Below are 16,430 nucleotides of genomic sequence, written 5' to 3'. Positions count from 1 at the left end.
GCGGGACCCCAAGCGCTGCGCGCTTGGCAGAGAGACTGCCTGCGCTGCGCTCCGGCAGGGCTGCCTTCGGCAGCAATCCCTTCCGCTTCGCTCCAGGGGACCCCCAGCGCTGCGCGCTGGGCAGAGAGACTGCCTGCGCTGCGCTCCGGCAGGGCTCCCTTCGGGAGCGGTCCCTTCCGCTTCGCTCCAGGGACCCCAAGCGCTGCGCGCTTGGCAGGGAACCTGCCTTCGCTGCGCTCCGGCAGAGCTGCCTTCGGCAGCATCCCCTTCCGCTTCGCTCCAGGGGATGCCCAGCGCTGCGCGCTTGGCAGAGGACTGCCTGCGCTGCGCTCCGGCAGGGCTACGCTCCGGCAGGGCTGCCTTCGGCAGCAAGCCCTTCCGCTTCGCTCCAGGGACCCCACGCTGCGCGCTTGGCAGAGACCTCCTCCGCTTCGCTCCGGAGCCTCAGGGCTGCGCGCTGAGGAAAGGCTCGGCCTCGCTTCGCTAGGCCTAGGCGCCTTCGGCGCCTGATTCCTGCGCTGCGCTCCGGCAGAGCTGCCTTCGGCAGCAAGCCCCTCCGCTTCGCTCCAGGGATGCCCGAGCGCTGCGCGCTCGGGCAGGGAACCTGCCTCCGCTTCGCTCCGGCAAGGCCCCCTTCGGGGGCAGTCCCTTCCGCTTCGCTCCAGGGACCCAAGCGCTGCGCGCTTGGCAAAGAGACCGCCTCCGCTGCGCTCCGGCGGGGCTGCCTTCGGCAGAAGTCCCCCTAAAGCACTGTGCACTTGGCAGAGAACCCCCTGCGCTTCGCTTCGGGGGCTGCCTTCGGCAGCGAGCCCTTCCGCTTCGCTCCAGGGGCTGAGCGCTGCGCGCTCAGGAGAGGCCGGCCTTGCTGCGCTCGGCCGAGGCGCCTTCGGCGCCTGGCTCCTCCGCTTCGCTCTGGAGCAGTGAGGGGGTTCGCTGCACTCAGGGGGCCTGGCTTCGCCAGGCCAAGGCCGGCCCTTCGGGCCGGAGTCCTTCGCTTCGCTCCGGACGGTTCGGGGTTCCGCTTCGCTCCACCCCGAACGGCCTGCTCCGCAGGCCAGGGTGACCCCGTTTCACGGGGTTTGGGCCTCTGGCCCATTGGGCGGTCCGCTCCGCTCCCCCGCCCGGGGCCCTCCGGCTCCGCCTCCGGGGCCAGCCCGCTCCGCGGGCGCCGGCAGCAAAACCCCTCCGCGTTCGCCCGGCCCGGGACATCGACCAGGCCGGATCCGGCAGGTTCGCGAAGAGTCAGCCGGCGTGCTCGCTCAGCGCCGGTGGGCTGGCGTCCAAGGGTTCTCAAGCGTTCGGATTCCGGACGCGGGTCTCGTCCTCGGTCCCGTCACTTCCCCCTGGCCTTGGTCTCCATCGCCCGCCTGGCATCGTGGATCACTTCGAGCGCGGAACCGCACCCTTCCGGGAGTCCTTCCATAACCAGCCTGACGGCTTCCTCAACAGTGTCGGCCGTCTTCACCGGAATGTCCTGGTCCCACAGGCAGATCACACGCCAGCGACCTTCTCCCAAAGGGAAGACGCTCGGGACATCACTTCCTGGAGCGGAGACCGTAAGCCGGCGGAACTGCAAGGATCCGTGGCTGACCATGGGAAAGAGGGAGCGCAGTTGCGGGGACCGGAAAGCCTCCTCCACCAGAGTGGGGTCCACAAGCCGGTCGGGCAGACGCCGGACGCTCTCCCACTCATAGGCGGCGGCTCTACCCTGGTCGTGCGCCAGAGCCTTCGGGCTCACCATCAGGAACTCCCACCTGGCGGTCATGTCTGCCAACGGCATCCCCGCCTGCCAAGCCTGGGCAACCTCAATCGCGACCTCCAGGGACCACACCGCAGCCACAGCTGCGACACCCACAAGAGGAAGCCTCAGCATCACCCCAATTTCGCGGCGGTCAGGCCGGAGCTCCACTCGGGCATCCCCGCACTCCGCCTCCAAGGCCGCCACAAAGTGGCGTGACAACCCCTCAGGTGGATACGCCTCGCCCAGTCCGACCAACCGCACGCCCATCCTCCCGGCGGCAACCCGCAGCGCGGCCATCAGATCTCCTCCACAGGCCGCCACCTCCGGATACAGCTCAGCGTCAGGCCTCATCATCGAGACATCCATACCAACCCCCACCATCAAAAAATCCACAATATCCAGCGACCTACACCCCAGCTCACACAACTGATTCATTCTGCTACCCAGATGAACTCGGGAACTAAGGTGAGCTCGTCCTCCGCTGCTGTCGAGCCTGACAGGCAGTGGCACGGACCAGCGAATCTGCGCACTGCTCAACCAACCAGCCCCGAGATCAAGACTCCGCAGGTCAAACGGCTAGCACAGTCCATACTCTGCACAGATTCAATGAGCCACCAAGCCGCCACCTCGCTCAGCCAACCTGCACAACCCCAGGTCAGGAGCATGGCGACTGCAACGAGAGATTCACTGTCACCAAGGTGAGAGGCCGCTGACACCAAGACGAGAGACCGCTGCCCCGAAAGCGGTCTCCCCCAACGAACCGCATCGCCGTGATCAGCCCGCGATCCCGTTCGCCGGCCCCGCGAGACCGCCCACCGGACACTACGAGACCAGCCTAGGCCGTTTCTTAGCGATCATCTGATCGTTGGTTGATGTATGGCGTTGACTGACGCCCAGTGGGCGCGGATCGAGCCGTTGCTGCCGGACCGGACGCCTCTGCGGGGAGGACGGTGGCGTGATCACCGGCAGGTGATCAACGCGATCGCGTTCAAGTACCGCGCTGGAACGCCGTGGATGGACCTGCCCGAGCGCTTCGGGTCGTGGAAGGGCGCCCACAACCGGCTGCGGATGTGGGCCATCGACGGCACGTGAGAACGTGTCTTCGAGGACCCCGTGAAAAAGGGCCCGGTCGGCGAGCCGGCCGACCATGCCCTCGGACGGTCCCGCAGCGGGCCGACCACGAAGATCCACCTCGCCGCCGACAGCCGCTGTCGACCACTGGCCTTCGTCTCACGCCCGGCCAGGCTGGTGACGCACCCGCATTCGAGCAGGTCAGGCCCCGCTTACCAGTGCCTCGGCGGACCGGTCGGCCCAGGATCACACCGGACGCCGTCCTGGCCGACAAGGCCTATTCATCGCGGGCGATCCGCGGATACCTGCGGCGGCGCGGGATCCGGGCGGTGATCCCGCAGCCCGCCGACCAGATCACCAACCGCAGACGACTTGGCAGCAAGGGCGGTCGGCCACCGGCCTTCGACCGTGAGGCCTACAAGCAGCGGAACACCGTCGAACGGTGCATCAACAAACTCAAGCAGTACGGCGAAGCCCTCCTGGCACGCCGGTGCGGACGCCTTGGCCGATGTCGGTGATGTCGACCCCTACGTTGGCCAGGCGCTCGACTTCAGCGGTGACGTGGGTCGTAGACCGGTCAGCGGGTTCCCCCGAGGGGGATGCCGGCCTCGATCGCTGCCTGGTCCAGGATGTGGCCGATCTTCGAGGCGATCTCCCGGGCCTGGGCGGGGCTGGAGGCGGTGGCGGCCTGGTTTTCCAGTGCGCGCAGGCGGGCGGCCTGGGTGGGGTGGCGTTCGATCGCTACGTAGAGGGCCCACTGGTGGAGGAAGCGGCGCATCGGTGTGGAACTGAGCTGCTCGCGGGAGCGGGAGACCGCTGCGGCGCGTTCCGCGTCGAAGGTCGCCACCGCTTCGGGAGCGAGTCGGGTCAGAGTCGCGCGCAGGTCTTCGGCCGTCGCGGCGGAGGGGTCGGGGGCCGTACTCATGCCGCTCCGGACCGGGCGCGGTGTGCGGCGGCCAGGGTGGAGGCGTGCTGGCGGGACCAGCCCACCCGGGCTGCTACGGCTGCCGGTCCGCCGCGTTCATAGCGGGCCGCGATCCGCCCGGCTGCCTGGCCCAGCGCCGTACGCGCCTGTTCCAGGGCCTGGACGTGGTGGTTCACCGCCGCGGCCAGGCGGTCCAGCTCGGCCCCCTCCTGCGGGGTGAGGACGATATCCGTCACATGCCCCAGGGTGCACCACTCTGTACCACGACCGCAACCGCACTTGACATGGGGCGACCGGTACCGGCCCAAGGGGGGTGGTAGGGGGCGGTAAGGGTGTCGGGGGGCGGGGGCGCGTCCCTAGGCTCCGGAGCAGGCCGGTTCACCCTGCGCGCCGGGGCGGGCTCTGGGGACGGAACCGGTGGTGGGGCGTTCGGGGGCAACCGGCACGCGCGTCCCGCCCCACGACGGGGACCGTAGCGCGCCGCGGACGGTGTGCGCGCGTCCACCGATGGAGCCCGACACACCCGTCGCCGCCCGACGAGTCGGCAGACCGTCTGAGGAGAAGGCTCGATGAAAGCCCTGGTCCTGTCCGGGGGTATGGGCACACGCCTGCGCCCCTTCACGTACTCGATGCCCAAACAGCTGATCCCGATCGCCAACCGGCCCGTGCTCCTGCACGTCATGGACAACCTGCGCGCGCTCGGCGTGCGCGAGGTCGGGGTGATCGTCGGGGAGCGCCGCGACGAGATCGCCGCGGTGCTCGGTGACGGCTCTCCGGTGGGGATGGAGGTGACATACATCCGGCAGGACGCGCCGCTCGGGCTCGCGCACTGCGTGCGGATCGCCCGGGACTTCCTGGGGGACGACGACTTCGTCATGTACCTCGGGGACGTGATGCTGACCGACGGCATCGTCGAGATGGCCGAGCGGTTCGCCCGTACCCGCCCCGAGGCCCAGGTGGTCGTGCAGCGGGTGGCGGACCCGCGGGCGTTCGGGCTGGCCGAGACGGACGCCGACGGGCGGGTGACGGCGCTGGTGGAGAAGCCCGAGCACCCGCGGGGCGACCTGGCGATGGTCGGGGTCTACTTCTTCACGCCCGCGGTGCACGAGGCGGTCGCGGCGATCGGTCCGAGCGCGCGCGGCGAGCTGGAGATCACCGACGCGGTGCAGTGGCTGGTCTCCGAGGGACGGGAGGTGCGGGCCGAGGTGTATCCGGGCTTCTGGAAGGACACCGGCCGCGTCGACGACATCATCGAGTGCAACCGCCGGGTGCTGGGTTCGCTGCGGCGCGAGGTGGCCGGTGTGGTCTGCCCGGACAGCGAGGTCGTCGGCGACGTGGTCGTCCACCCGACGGCGCGGGTGACGCGCTCGCGGATCGTGGGGCCGGCGGTCGTCGGCGCGGGCTCGGTGATCAGCGACAGCCACATCGGCCCGTACACGGCCATCGGGGACGGATGCGTCCTCGACGACACGGGTGTGGCCGACTCGATCGTGCTGACCGGGGCGACCGTGCGGGACGTCCCCGGCATCCACGGTTCGGTGATCGGCCGGGGCGCCGCGGTCAGTTCGGGCCGCTCGCGCCACCGGCTGCTGGTCGGCGACGACGCCCGGGTGGAGGTGGCGGTGTGAGGCTGCTGGTGACCGGCGCGGCCGGATTCATCGGGTCGCACTACGTGCGCACCCTGCTGGCCGGCGGGTACGCCGGCTACGAGAACGCGCGGGTGACGGTGGTGGACAAGCTCACCTATGCCGGCAACCGGGACAACCTGCCCGCCGCGCACCCGCGGCTGGACTTCGTGCGCGGCGACGTGTGCGACACCGCGCTGCTGCGCGAGCTGCTGCCGGGCCATGACGCGGTGGTGCACTTCGCGGCCGAGTCCCATGTGGACCGGTCGATCGAGGGGGCCGCCGCCTTCACGGCGACCAACGTCGGCGGGACGCAGAGCCTGCTGGAGGCGTGCCTGGCCAGCGGGGTGGAGCGGGTGGTGCACGTGTCCACGGACGAGGTGTACGGGTCGATCGCCGAGGGCGCGTGGACGGAGGAGTGGCCGCTGGCCCCCAACTCGCCGTACGCCGCGTCCAAGGCGGGGTCGGACCTGGTGGCGCGCAGCTACTGGCGCACGCACGGGATGGACGTGTCCATCACGCGCTGCTCGAACAACTACGGGCCGTACCAGCACGTGGAGAAGCTGATCCCCCGGTTCGTGACGAACCTGCTGGAGGGGCGGCCCGTGCCGCTGTACGGGCAGGGCGCCAACGTGCGCGAGTGGCTGCACGTTGACGACCACTGCCGGGCCGTGCAGCTGGTGCTCACCTCGGGCGGGGCGGGCGAGGTCTACAACGTGGGCGGCGGGAACGAGCTGACCAACCGGGAGATCACGTACCGGCTGCTGGAGCTGTGCGGGGCGGGGCCGGAGATGGTCCGGCACGTCGCCGACCGCAAGGGGCACGACCTGCGGTACGCGCTCGACGACTCCAAGATCCGCGAGCGGCTGGGGTACGAGCCCCGGGTGCCGTTCGAGCAGGGCCTGGCCGAGACGGTCCGGTGGTACCGCGACCGGCCCGACTGGTGGAAGGCGCTGTCGGCCGGGGATTCCGCCCCCGCGCCGGCGTTCGCGGGCGGGAGGGCCGCCGCGTGAGCACGCTGCGCGTCAGCCCGCTGCGGGCCCTGCGCCAGGCCGCCGTGTCCTCCCGGGCGGGGGCCGCGGAGCGGATGCCGGCCGTGTCGCCGGCGGGTCCCTCCTACCCGGCCGACGGCCTTCCGGGGCCGCGCGGCGACCGGGGTCTGCGGGAGCGGCTGGCGGCGTCCGCCGCCCGGCGCGACGCGGGTGTCCAGCTGCGGACCGGGGAGTTCTCCGAGTGGCTGGCGGAGCGCGGGCGGGCGCACCGCTTCTCGGTGGCCCGGATCCCGTTCGCCGATCTGGACGGGTGGGACTTCGACCCGGACACCGGGAACCTGCGGCACCGCAGCGGGCGGTTCTTCACCGTCGAGGGGCTGTCCGTGCGGACGACGGCGGGGCCGGTGCCCTCCTGGCAGCAGCCGGTCATCCGCCAGCACGAGGTGGGCGTCCTCGGGATCCTGATGAAGGAGTTCGACGGGGTCCCGCACTTCCTGATGCAGGCGAAGATGGAGCCCGGCAACCCCAACCTGCTGCAGCTCTCCCCCACGGTGCAGGCCACCCGCAGCAACTACACGCGGGTGCACGGCGGCGCCGCCGTGCGCTACCTGGAGTACTTCATGGGGCCGCGGCGCGGGCGCACCGTCTGCGACGTGCTCCAGTCCGAGCACGGCTCGTGGTTCTACCGCAAGAACAACCGGAACGTGATCGTCGAGACGACGGAGGACGTGCCGGAGCACGAGGACTTCTGCTGGCTGACGCTGGGGCAGCTGTACGAGCTGCTGGGACGTGACAACACCGTCAACATGGACTCGCGGACGGTGCTGTCGGCGCTGCCCCTGCCCGGCGCGGCCGGCGGGGAGGCGGACGGCGGCGGCGAGGCGCTGCTGAGCGACGCCGAGGTGCAGGGCTGGCTGACGTCGCACCGCTCCGAGCACGCCTGGCACATCGAGCGGGTTCCGCTGCTCGGGCTGCCCGGCTGGTACCGGACCGGCGACACCGTGGCCCGCCACGACGGCCGCTTCTTCCGGGTGGTGGCCGTCTCCGTACGGGCCGCCAGCCGCGAGGTGGCGAGCTGGAGCCAGCCGCTGCTGGAGCCCGTGGGGATGGGGGTGACCGCCTTCGTCGTGCGCGACATCGGCGGGGTGCGCCACGTCCTCGTGCAGGCCAAGGCGGAGGGCGGGCTGCCGGGTGTGGTCGAGCTGGGCCCGACGGTGCAGTGCGTGCCGGGCAACCACCCGGCCGGGCGGTGGCCGTTCCTGCTGGACCACGTGCTGTCCGCGGGCCCCGACCGGGTCCTGTACTCGGCGGTGCACGCCGAGGAGGGCGGCCGGTTCCGCAATGCCGAGAGCCGCTACCTCGTGGTCGAGGCGGACGGGCGGGTGCCGGTGCGGCCGCCCGCCGAGTACGCCTGGCTGACCGTGCCCCAGCTGTCCGACATGGTGCGCCAGGGCCGGCAGGTCAACGTGCAGGCCCGCACCCTGCTGGCCTGTCTCGCCTCCCTCGGCTGAGGCACCGCCCGCACCGCCGGCACGGGTCCCCTCCGGGGCCCGTGCCGTTTCCCTTTTCCCTTCAGGTCCCTTCAGGAGGATCCGTGGATCCCGTCCGCGTCGGCGTGCTCGGCTGCGCCTCCATCGCCCGCAGGCGGGTGCTCCCCGCGCTGGCCGCCTCCACCGCGGCGCGGCTCGTCGCCGTCGCCGGCCGCAGCCCGGGGCGGACCGCCGAGGTGGCGGCCGCCTTCGGCTGCGAGGCGGCCGGCTACGAGGAACTGCTGGCGCGGCCGGACGTGGAGGCGGTCTACGTGCCCGTACCGACCGGGCTGCACGCCCGCTGGGTCCGGGCGGCGCTGCTCGCGGGCAAGCACGTCCTGGCCGAGAAGCCGCTGACCACCGACGCCCGCCGGAGCGCCGAACTGACGGCGCTGGCCGGCGAGCGCGGCCTGGTGCTGCGGGAGAACTTCATGTTCCTGCACCATTCGCAGCACGCCGAGGTGGCCCGGCTGCTCGCCGTCGGCGTCCTCGGCGAGCTGCGCTCGTTCGAGGCCGCGTTCACGATTCCGGCGCCGCCCCCCGACGACATCCGCCACCGCGGCGACCTCGGCGGCGGTGCTCTCCTCGACGTGGGCGTCTACCCGTTGCGCGTCGCCCAGCTGTTCCTGGGGCCCGAACCGGAGGTCGTGTCCGCCGCTTTCGACGCGGGCGCGCCCGGCGCCGTCGACACCGGCGGGAGCGTCGTGGTGCGCTCCGCCGCCGGGGTGACGGGACGGCTGGCCTTCGGCATGGACCACGCGTACCGGTCGGAGTACGCCCTGCACGGCACCGGCGGCAGCCTGCGCGTGGACCGGGCGTTCACCCCGCCCGCCGACCTGCGCCCGGTGCTGCGGCTGAGCGGCCCGGGCGGCGGGCGGGAGGTGCTGCTGGAGGCGGACGACCAGTGCGCCAACACCGTGCGCGCCTTCGCCGAGGCGGTACGCGCCCCGCACCGCGATCCGGGGCCGGGGCGGGAGTCGGTGGCGCTGGCCCGGCTGGCGGACGAGGTGAGGCGCGTCGCGACCGTGAGCCGTTCACACGGCACATGAGAAATTCAGCGGCCGATCACGGAGGGCGGCACTGGGCCGCGCTCCCGGCCCGGTGCGACGATCGGACGGCACCCCGACCGCAGCCCGCCCAGGAGGAACGACGTGGAGATCCGCGTGCTTGGACCGTTGACGGCCCACGAAGAGGGCACGTCGGTCGTGCCCACCGCAGGCAAGCCCCGGCAGATCTTCGCCACGCTCGCCCTGAACGCCGACTGCCCCGTGCCGATCTCCACGCTGAGCAAGGAGCTGTGGGGGGAGTCGGCCCCGCGCAGCGCGGTGCGCACCCTGCAGACGTACGTCATGCAGTTGCGCCACCGCATCGAGGCCGCCCTGGCGGACGGGGATCCGCGCTCGGCCAAGGACGTGCTGACCACGGAGGGCAGTGCCTACCGGCTGGCGGTCTCCCGTGAGCAGGTGGACATCGCGCGCTACGAGCGGACCGCCGCGCAGGGCCGTACGGCCGTGGCCGCCGGTGACGACGCGGCCGCCTCCGCCCTGCTGAACCGGGCGCTGGGCCTGTGGCGCGGCCCGGCGCTGGTGGACGTGCCGGTGGGGCGGGTGCTGGAGGCGGAGGCGCTGCGCTGGGACGAGGACCGGCTCGCGACGCTGGAGCAGCGCATCGACTGCGACCTGAGGCTGGGTCGGCACCGGGAACTGGTTCCGGAGCTGCGGGTGCTGACGGCCCGCTACCCGATGGACGACCGGTTCTGCCGGCACTTCATGCTGGCGCTGTACCGCTCCGGCTACACCTGGCGGGCGCTGGAGGCGTACCAGCGGCTGCGCGGGGAGCTGACGGCGGAGCTGGGGTTGCGGCTGCCGAGGGACGTGGAGCGGATGCAGCACCTGATCCTGTCCGAGGACCCGGAGCTGGACCTGCCGGGGTCGGTGGCGCACCGCGAGCGGGCCCTGCTGTTCGCCTGAGCCCGCGCCCGGTCCCGGCGGGGGTTCGGGGGGCGTTTCCCGGCCAGGGACAACGTGTACCCTGCAACGGCCAGGCGCCGACCCCGACCGTCGGTGGTCGCCCTGGCGACGGGAACGGGGGACTCCATGATCCGCGTCATGCTCGCCGAGGATCTGTACATATTGCGTCGCGCGCTGGCTTCCCTGCTGGCGCTGGAGAGCGATCTCGACGTGGTCGCCGAGGTCGAATCCGGCCATGACATCCTGCCGACGGCCCGCCGGCTGAAACCGGACGTGGCGGTGCTCGACATCGACCTGCCGGGTGTGGACGGCATCACCGCGGCCGCGGCGCTCCACGAGGAGCTGCCCGAGTGTCGGGTGCTGATCCTGACCAGTCTGGGCAAGCCCGGCACCCTGCGCCGGGCCCTGGAGGCGCGGGTGTGCGGCTTCCTGCCCAAGGACGCCGAGCCGGCGCGGCTGACCGCGGCGATCCGGGCGGTGGCCGAGGGGCAGCGGGTGGTGGACCCGCAGCTCGCCCTGTCCGCCCTGGACGGCGGCCACGAGACCCCGCTGACGCCCCGCGAGACGGAGGTGCTGGAGCTCGCCGCCAAGGGCGAGGGCGCCAAGCAGATCGCCACCCGTCTCTTCCTGTCCGTCGGGACGGTGCGCAACTACCTGACCAGCTCGGTGAACAAGCTCGGTGCCCGCAACCGGGTCGACGCCATCCGCATCGCCCGCGAGTCCGGCTGGATGTGAGGCGGGGCGGGTGCCGCGGGCCGGGGCCCCCGGCCCCCCCCCCGGCCCATTGCGGGGAGCCCCCGGCGGCGGGGTCGCGCGCGAGTTCGGCGATCCGGGCCGGGGTGGGGCGGCGCAGCACCTCGTCGAGCCGCCCCATGAACCGGGCTTCGCCCGCCGTGCCGACGATCTCGGCACACACCGCGGCGAGCATCGCCACCAGGGTGAAGGAGGTGCCGCCCAGCAGGTGGAAGTCGGTGTCCGGGCCGATCGACGCCGGGTCGGCGCCGAGCACGCGGGCCCAGATCCCGGCCACGGCCGCCTGCTCCGGGTCCGGCTCGGCGGCGGCCGGCGCCTGGGCGGCCCCGCCGGCGAAGGGGTCGGGCAGCCGGGACACGTCCGCCTTGCCGTTGACGGTGAGGGGGATGTCGGGCACGGCCACGACGGCCGCCGGCACCATGTACGCGGGGAGCAGGCGTGCCGCGAAGGCGGCCGGCTCCTCGGCGGTCGTGGCGGGCCGGGCCACCACGTACCCGCACAGCAGCCCGTCCGCGCCGGGCTCGCGGCGCCGGTCGACGACCACGGCCCGTTCCACGTCGGGGTGCCGCTCCAGGACGCGGGCGATCTCGGCGGGTTCGACGCGGTGGCCGCGTACCTTGACCTGTTCGTCGTTGCGGCCGCAGGACTCCAGTTCGCCGCCGGGCAGCAGCCGGGCCAGGTCGCCGGAGCGGTAGGCGCGGGTGCCGTCGGCGAGGGTGACGAAGCGTTCGCGGGTCAGGTCCGGGCGGCCCCGGTAGCCGCGGGCCAGCTGCTCGCCGGCCAGGTACATCTCGCCGATGGCGCCCGGCTCGACGAAGCGGCGTTCCTCGTCGAGGAGGTGGATGCGGGTGTTGTCGGTGGGCACGCCGATCGGCACGGAGGCCGCCTCGGCGTCGCCGTCGCGGCCGAAGCGGCGGGTCATGCAGCCGACGGTGGTCTCGGTGGGCCCGTACTCGTTGAAGATGCCGCACTGCGGGCCGAACGCCTCCTGGGCGGCCGCCGCGACCGAGCCGCGCAGCAGCTCGCCGCCGGCGATGACCGACTTGAAGCCGTTCGGGCGGATGCCGAGGCGGCCGATGAGGTCCAGGTGGGTGGGCGTCAGCTTGATCGCGTTGCAGCCCGAGTCCTCCAGGACCTCCCTCAGGGTGACGTGGTTGAGCTCGCCCGGCACCAGGGCGATCGAGCCGCCCACGAGCAGCGGCAGGAACAGCGCGGTGTTCGACAGGTCGAAGGCGAGCGAGGTGAACAGCGGGAAGCGGGTGCCGGCGTCGACGCCGTAGACGCGCAGCGCCCAGTCGGCGAACGTGGTCAGGGCACCGTGTTCGATCTCGACGCCCTTGGGGGTGCCGGTGGAGCCCGAGGTGTAGATGACGTAGGCCAGGTCCTCGGGGGCGGGTGCGTCCGCCGGCCCGGGGAGCGGGCCGTCGTGCGGGGGGAGGTCCGCGGGGACCAGGCCCTCGCAGCCCTCGGGCAGGCAGTCGCGGGCGGCGTACCGGCGGTCGGTCAGGCACAGGGTGCTGCCCGCGTCGGCGAGTACGCCGGCCAGGCGCGCGTCGGGGTGGTGGGGGTCGAGCGGGAGGTAGGCGGCGCCCGCCTTCAGGACGCCCCAGATGCTCGCGACGGCGTCGGGGGTGCGGTCGGCCAGCAGGCCGACGAGGCTCTCGCGGCCGATGCCGCGCCGGCGCAGCTCGGCGGCGACGGCGGTGGAGCGGGCGTCGAGCTCCCGGTAGGAGACCTCCCCCTGCGGGCCGGTGAGGGCGACGGCGTCGGGGGTGCGGCGGACCTGCTCGGCGAAGCGGTGGACGACGCTGCGGGCCACGTCCACGGGGCGGTCGGTGCGGTTGCCCTCCCAGTGGCGGTGGGCGCGCGGGGACAACGCCTCCTCGATCCGGTCGAGGAGTTCCTCGGCCCGCTCGGCGACGCCCGGGCCGTCGTACCAGCCGAGGGTGATCTCGGTGCGGCCGCCGACCTCGCAGACGTCGACCTCCGGCGGGCCGACCGGGCCGGAGTTGGGGAGGGCGTAGACGGTGGTGGGGTGGAAGCCGGGGGCGGTGAACTCCGCCAGGTCGAGCCGGCCCATGTGCGAGACGGTGGCCAGGGCGGCGTAGCGGCCGGCCTTGGCGGAGTAGGCGTCGAGGGCGGTGATCTGCTGTTCCAGTACGTCCAGCGGCGCCGACGGCAGGGAGGGTTCGGCGCGGGCGGCCAGGTCGCCTCCGGCGGCCAGCGTGCGCAGGAGCCGTTCGTGGGCTTCCTGCCAGGGTCGGCCGGCGGTGACCTCCAGCAGCGGGTTGTGCACGAGGTTGCCGGTGGTGCGGACGTCCGGGAGGTGCCGGCGCAGGTCGACCGGGACCATGATCCGGCCGGTGTCCAGGCCGGAGCCGGCGGTGACGACCGTGGCGATCTTGGCGACGAGGGCGGAGTGGCTGCCGTCGACGGTGCGCCGGCGCCACAGGAACCCGCCGCCGGGGGCGGGCCGTTCGCCCAGGCAGGACGGCCAGTTCAGGTCGGGGGTGGGGCCGTCGAACTCGGGGACGCCGACCTTGTCGAGCAGGTCGGTCTCGGTCAGTTCGCTGTCGGCGCCGAGCAGCGCCTCGCCGCGCAGCGCGCGGAAGACCTCGCCGGCCCACAGCAGGACGCCCTTGCCGTCCATCGCGCCGTGGAAGGCCCGGAAGACGACGGTGGCCGGGTCTCCGTCCAGGAGCAGGACCTCGCAGGTGGGCCCGCCGTCGCCCATCAGGGGCGTGTGCAGGGCGGGCTCGTCGGCGAAGGTGGTGCGGTCCAGTGCGGCTCCGGGGCCGGTGCGGACCTCGGGCGCGCGGCCGCTGTCGACCCACTCCATGCCGCGGCGGGTCACCCGGGAGCCGGGGCAGGCGTCGGCGGCGGCGGACACCGCGGCGGTCAGGGCCGCGGGGTCGATGGCGCCCTCCCCCTCGACGAAGACCTGGATGACACCGGGGACGGAGGGCGGGTAGACCAGGAACCAGCATTCCGTGGGGGACACCGGCCTGCGGTAGGTGCCCTTCTCGGCTCCGACAGCCATCGTGGTCCTTTCTTCGGGGTGGGGTGCGTGAGGTGTGGCCCCCGTCGTCGCGGTGCGTGCCGGACGGCGGGGCGGGGGTCAGGGGGTGCCGTGGACGACGGGGCCGTCGGCCGGGCGCAGGGCCCGCGAGCGCCGCAGGTCGCGGTGGACGAAGGCGCGCTGGAGCCAGCGGTCGCGGCCGTCGTAGCGCGGCCGGAAGGAGTTGCGGCCGTGCAGGGCGAGCCGGTTGTCGACGAAGGCCAGGTCGCCGGGGGCCAGGATCAGGGTGGTGGTGACGCGGTCGATCGCGGTGCGCAGCCGGGCCAGGGCCGCGGCGGCCTCGTCGTCGAGGGGGGTGGTGCTGGTGAAGTCGACGGTGATGTCGGGGTCGTCGGGGCTGCCGGAGAGCACGCCGACGGCCTCCGGCAGGCCCTGGTCCTCGCCGAAGGAGGCGGGTGCGGCGGTGACGTAGCGCGGCTGGTGCAGCAGGGCCCGGTCGGCGTCGTCGAGCAGCGGCAGGGCCCGGCGGACGGAGGCGACGCGCAGTCCGGCGATGTCGGCGTGGTCGTTGCGCAGGCACATGAGGCCGACGAAGTCGGGGCGGAAGGGGTGGAAGGCGTTCTCGGTGTGCATGTTGAGCGCCACCGAGCCCGCGTTGCCCTGGTACTCCTCCATGCCGGGGACGGGCACCACGTCGTGGACGAGGGCGCCGTGCTTCTCCTCGCGGAAGGAGACCAGTTCGCCCAGGCCCAGGGAGACCAGCGCCAGGGCGGCGGCCGGCACGGTGGCGGTGCGCTGGACGGAGCCGGCCGCCAGCGGGGTGTCCGGGGGGCCGTCGGGGTGGCCGGGGAGGTTGCGCAGCAGGAGCATGGCGTCGGGGCCGGCGTCGCGGGTGAAGCGGCGCAGCGTGAGCCTGAGGCGGGCCGGCAGCAGGGTGCTGAGGTCCCGGGCGCGCTCCACCCACTCGGCGGTGTCGATCCGTGAGGGCGCGCTGCGCAGCAGGTCCCGGGCCAGCGCCTCGAGTTCGGCCCGTTCCGGCTCTCCGAGGGTCACCACCGCGTCGTTGCCGACCATTTCGGATACGTCAACAGACATGCCGTCCCGCTTTCTCGACGATTTCTGAATTTCTGCGAACGAGGCTATGGAGGGGTATGGCCGACACCAACCCCTAATACCGTGGAGAAAACCCCTCAATGCGGCCGTGAATATCCGTGCGCATTTCTCCGCGGCAGGCCGGACCGCCGGCCGGGACATTCCCGGCCGGCGGTGTCCGGCGGGTGGCCGGGTCAGGCGCCCACGGCGACCAGCGGCCCCCGGGCCGCCCCGGTCCGGGCCGGGGCGGGCAGGGCGATGGCGGTCATCAGCAGTCCGCCCCGGGACTGCCAGCGCCCGGCCAGGGTGTGCATGGGCACGCCGCGCACGGCCGGTGCCGGGACCAGCAGCCGGGCCGAGAAGGTGCCGGCGTACGGGTCGATGGTGATCGTCGCGTCGGTGAAGTCCAGGCGCCGGCGGGTCAGCGGGAACCACGTCTTGTAGACGGCCTCCTTGGCGCTGAACAGCAGACGGTCCCAGTGGACGGGCCGGCCGGCGGCCGGCAGGGTGCGGAGCAGCCGGCGCTCCTCGCGCAGCGAGACGGCCTCCAGGACCCCGGGGGGCAGCGGGCCGTCGGGCTCCGCGTCGATGCCCAGGGCCAGGTAGGAGCCGGTCTCGGCGACCACGGCGCACCGGTAGTCGGCGCAGTGCGTGATGCTGCCCACCACTCCGCGGGGCCAGCGCGGTTCGCCGCGCGGGCCCGGCACGACGGGCATCGGCTCGAGGCCGAGCCCGGCCATGGCGCGCCGGGCGCACAGCCGGACGGTGGTGAATTCCAGGCGCCTTTTGAGGACGGCCTGGCCCAGCGCCCTTTCCTCTTCGGGAAAGAGCAGCACACCCGGCTCCGGGTCCCCGAATTCCTCTGAACTCAGCACACCTGCCGGGAGAATTTCCTCGATCATGTCACCCCCATGTGTGATCTTTCCGCGCGGCCGCGCTCACACGGCCGCGGGTGCCCGCAGTCCGTCGGCGATGTCCGCGACGACGGCCCGGCTGTGGTCGTTGAGGAAGAAGTGGCCGCCGCCGTAGACCTTCATCTCGAACGGGCCGGTGGTGTGCAGCGCCCAGTCCGCGACCTCCTCGACGAGTGCCTTGGGGTCGGCGTCGCCGGTGAAGGCGGTGACGGGGCAGCTCAGGTCGGGGCCGGGAACGTAGCGGTAGGTCTCGGCCGCCTTGTAGTCGGCGCGCAGCGCCGGCAGGGCCATGCGCAGCACCTCCGGGTCGTCCAGGAGGCGGGACTCCGTGCCGCTGAGCCGCTGGATCTCCTGGACCAGCCGCTGGTCGCCCTGGGCGTGGACGTTCTCGTCGCGGTGGCGGGAGGGGGCGCGCCGCCCGGAGGGGAACAGCGCGGCCGGCACGACACCGGCCCGGTGCTCCAGCAGGCGTGCCACCTCGAAGGCGACGGAGGCGCCCATGCTGTGGCCGAAGAGGGCGAGCGGCCGGTCGGTCCAGGGCAGGAGCGCGGTGTAGACGCGCTCGGCCAGCTCCTGGATGTCGTCGACGCACGGCTCGTGGCGGCGGTCCTGGCGGCCCGGGTACTGCACGGCCAGCACCTCCACCCCGGGGGCGAGGCTGGCGGAGACCGGGAAGTAGTAGCTGGCGGAGCCGCCGGCGTGGGGCAGGCAGACCAGGCGGGCGGAGGGGTCCGGCGCCGGGTGGAAGCGCCGCACCCACAGGCCGTTGTCTTCGGTGTTGCTCATGTGATGCTGCTCC

General features: G+C 73.1%; 12 protein-coding genes and 2 pseudogenes. 7 read left to right on the top strand and 7 right to left on the bottom strand.

All coding sequences use genetic code 11. The annotated features are described in order from the left end of the window. Positions 1-1,333 precede the first annotated feature (1,333 nt). Positions 1,334-2,107 (bottom strand): DUF6193 family natural product biosynthesis protein, encoded by a 774-nt coding sequence (locus ACFVXK_RS18800; protein ID WP_389613014.1) that lies wholly within the window; start codon positions 2,105-2,107, stop codon positions 1,334-1,336. A 510-nt stretch (positions 2,108-2,617) separates the two neighbouring features. Between ACFVXK_RS18800 and ACFVXK_RS18795 the strand changes: the two are divergent. After that, positions 2,618-3,279, top strand: a pseudogene (locus ACFVXK_RS18795) (transposase); the annotation flags it as partial. A gap of 110 nt (positions 3,280-3,389) precedes the next feature. Here the strand turns inward: ACFVXK_RS18795 and ACFVXK_RS18790 are convergent. Next, on the bottom strand, positions 3,390-3,737 hold the full coding sequence (locus tag ACFVXK_RS18790) for a DUF6247 family protein (protein WP_389613012.1): 348 nt from the start codon (positions 3,735-3,737) through the stop codon (positions 3,390-3,392). Further along, positions 3,734-3,973: a hypothetical protein gene (locus tag ACFVXK_RS18785; protein WP_389613010.1), complete on the bottom strand. Its 240-nt coding sequence runs from the start codon at positions 3,971-3,973 to the stop codon at positions 3,734-3,736. The genes ACFVXK_RS18790 and ACFVXK_RS18785 overlap by 4 nt, the downstream gene beginning before the upstream one ends. A gap of 333 nt (positions 3,974-4,306) precedes the next feature. Here ACFVXK_RS18785 and ACFVXK_RS18780 point away from each other — a divergent pair, with 333 nt between their 5' ends. The 6 genes from ACFVXK_RS18780 (at position 4,307) to ACFVXK_RS18755 (ending at position 10,588) form a co-directional block, all read left to right on the top strand. Beyond that, entirely contained in the window at positions 4,307-5,365 is a 1,059-nt protein-coding gene (locus ACFVXK_RS18780) for a glucose-1-phosphate thymidylyltransferase (RefSeq protein ID WP_389613008.1), read from the top strand. Next, the gene (rfbB, locus tag ACFVXK_RS18775; protein ID WP_389613006.1) at positions 5,362-6,375 is read left to right on the top strand and encodes a dTDP-glucose 4,6-dehydratase; all 1,014 of its coding nucleotides are present in this window, start codon (positions 5,362-5,364) and stop codon (positions 6,373-6,375) included. Before ACFVXK_RS18780 ends, rfbB begins: the two co-directional genes overlap by 4 nt. Positions 6,376-6,449: 74 nt before the next feature. Next, positions 6,450-7,865, top strand: coding sequence for an NDP-hexose 2,3-dehydratase family protein (locus ACFVXK_RS18770; protein WP_389613018.1), 1,416 nt, complete (start codon positions 6,450-6,452; stop codon positions 7,863-7,865). An 83-nt stretch (positions 7,866-7,948) separates the two neighbouring features. Continuing rightward, the gene (locus tag ACFVXK_RS18765; RefSeq protein ID WP_389613004.1) at positions 7,949-8,932 is read left to right on the top strand and encodes a Gfo/Idh/MocA family protein; all 984 of its coding nucleotides are present in this window, start codon (positions 7,949-7,951) and stop codon (positions 8,930-8,932) included. Between the two features lie 114 nt (positions 8,933-9,046). Then, on the top strand, positions 9,047-9,853 hold the full coding sequence (locus ACFVXK_RS18760; RefSeq protein WP_389613002.1) for a BTAD domain-containing putative transcriptional regulator: 807 nt from the start codon (positions 9,047-9,049) through the stop codon (positions 9,851-9,853). Between the two features lie 126 nt (positions 9,854-9,979). Further along, the gene (locus ACFVXK_RS18755) at positions 9,980-10,588 is read left to right on the top strand and encodes a DNA-binding response regulator (protein ID WP_389613016.1); all 609 of its coding nucleotides are present in this window, start codon (positions 9,980-9,982) and stop codon (positions 10,586-10,588) included. Positions 10,589-10,772: 184 nt separating this feature from the next. Here ACFVXK_RS18755 and ACFVXK_RS18750 read toward each other — a convergent pair. From ACFVXK_RS18750 to ACFVXK_RS18735, 4 genes and pseudogenes are all read right to left on the bottom strand, one after another. Next, positions 10,773-12,686: pseudogene (locus tag ACFVXK_RS18750) on the bottom strand (non-ribosomal peptide synthetase); the annotation flags it as partial. Between the two features lie 1,038 nt (positions 12,687-13,724). Then, positions 13,725-14,720, bottom strand: a complete 996-nt coding sequence (locus ACFVXK_RS18745) for a TauD/TfdA family dioxygenase (protein WP_389613000.1) — start codon at positions 14,718-14,720, stop codon at positions 13,725-13,727. Positions 14,721-14,911: 191 nt separating this feature from the next. Continuing rightward, on the bottom strand, positions 14,912-15,619 hold the full coding sequence (locus ACFVXK_RS18740) for a 4'-phosphopantetheinyl transferase (RefSeq protein ID WP_389612999.1): 708 nt from the start codon (positions 15,617-15,619) through the stop codon (positions 14,912-14,914). 36 nt (positions 15,620-15,655) lie between these two features. Then, the gene (locus tag ACFVXK_RS18735; RefSeq protein ID WP_389612997.1) at positions 15,656-16,417 is read right to left on the bottom strand and encodes a thioesterase II family protein; all 762 of its coding nucleotides are present in this window, start codon (positions 16,415-16,417) and stop codon (positions 15,656-15,658) included. Positions 16,418-16,430: the final 13 nt, after the last annotated feature.

This window comes from Streptomyces sp. NPDC058157 (genome assembly GCF_042884105.1).
GTDB lineage: Bacteria > Actinomycetota > Actinomycetes > Streptomycetales > Streptomycetaceae > Streptomyces.
This window is presented reverse-complemented; position numbering and strand designations above follow the sequence as displayed.

What these genes read in the sequence shown, in the direction of transcription:
- ACFVXK_RS18800 (WP_389613014.1), bottom strand. Translation starts at nt 2,107, where the DNA reads ATGGATGTCTCGATGATGAGGCCTGACGCTGAGCTGTATCCGGAGGTG.
- ACFVXK_RS18790 (WP_389613012.1), bottom strand. Translation starts at nt 3,737, where the DNA reads ATGAGTACGGCCCCCGACCCCTCCGCCGCGACGGCCGAAGACCTGCGC.
- ACFVXK_RS18780 (WP_389613008.1), top strand. Translation starts at nt 4,307, where the DNA reads ATGAAAGCCCTGGTCCTGTCCGGGGGTATGGGCACACGCCTGCGCCCC.
- ACFVXK_RS18770 (WP_389613018.1), top strand. Translation starts at nt 6,450, where the DNA reads ATGCCGGCCGTGTCGCCGGCGGGTCCCTCCTACCCGGCCGACGGCCTT.
- ACFVXK_RS18755 (WP_389613016.1), top strand. Translation starts at nt 9,980, where the DNA reads ATGATCCGCGTCATGCTCGCCGAGGATCTGTACATATTGCGTCGCGCG.
- ACFVXK_RS18745 (WP_389613000.1), bottom strand. Translation starts at nt 14,720, where the DNA reads ATGTCTGTTGACGTATCCGAAATGGTCGGCAACGACGCGGTGGTGACC.
- ACFVXK_RS18740 (WP_389612999.1), bottom strand. Translation starts at nt 15,619, where the DNA reads ATGATCGAGGAAATTCTCCCGGCAGGTGTGCTGAGTTCAGAGGAATTC.
- ACFVXK_RS18735 (WP_389612997.1), bottom strand. Translation starts at nt 16,417, where the DNA reads ATGAGCAACACCGAAGACAACGGCCTGTGGGTGCGGCGCTTCCACCCG.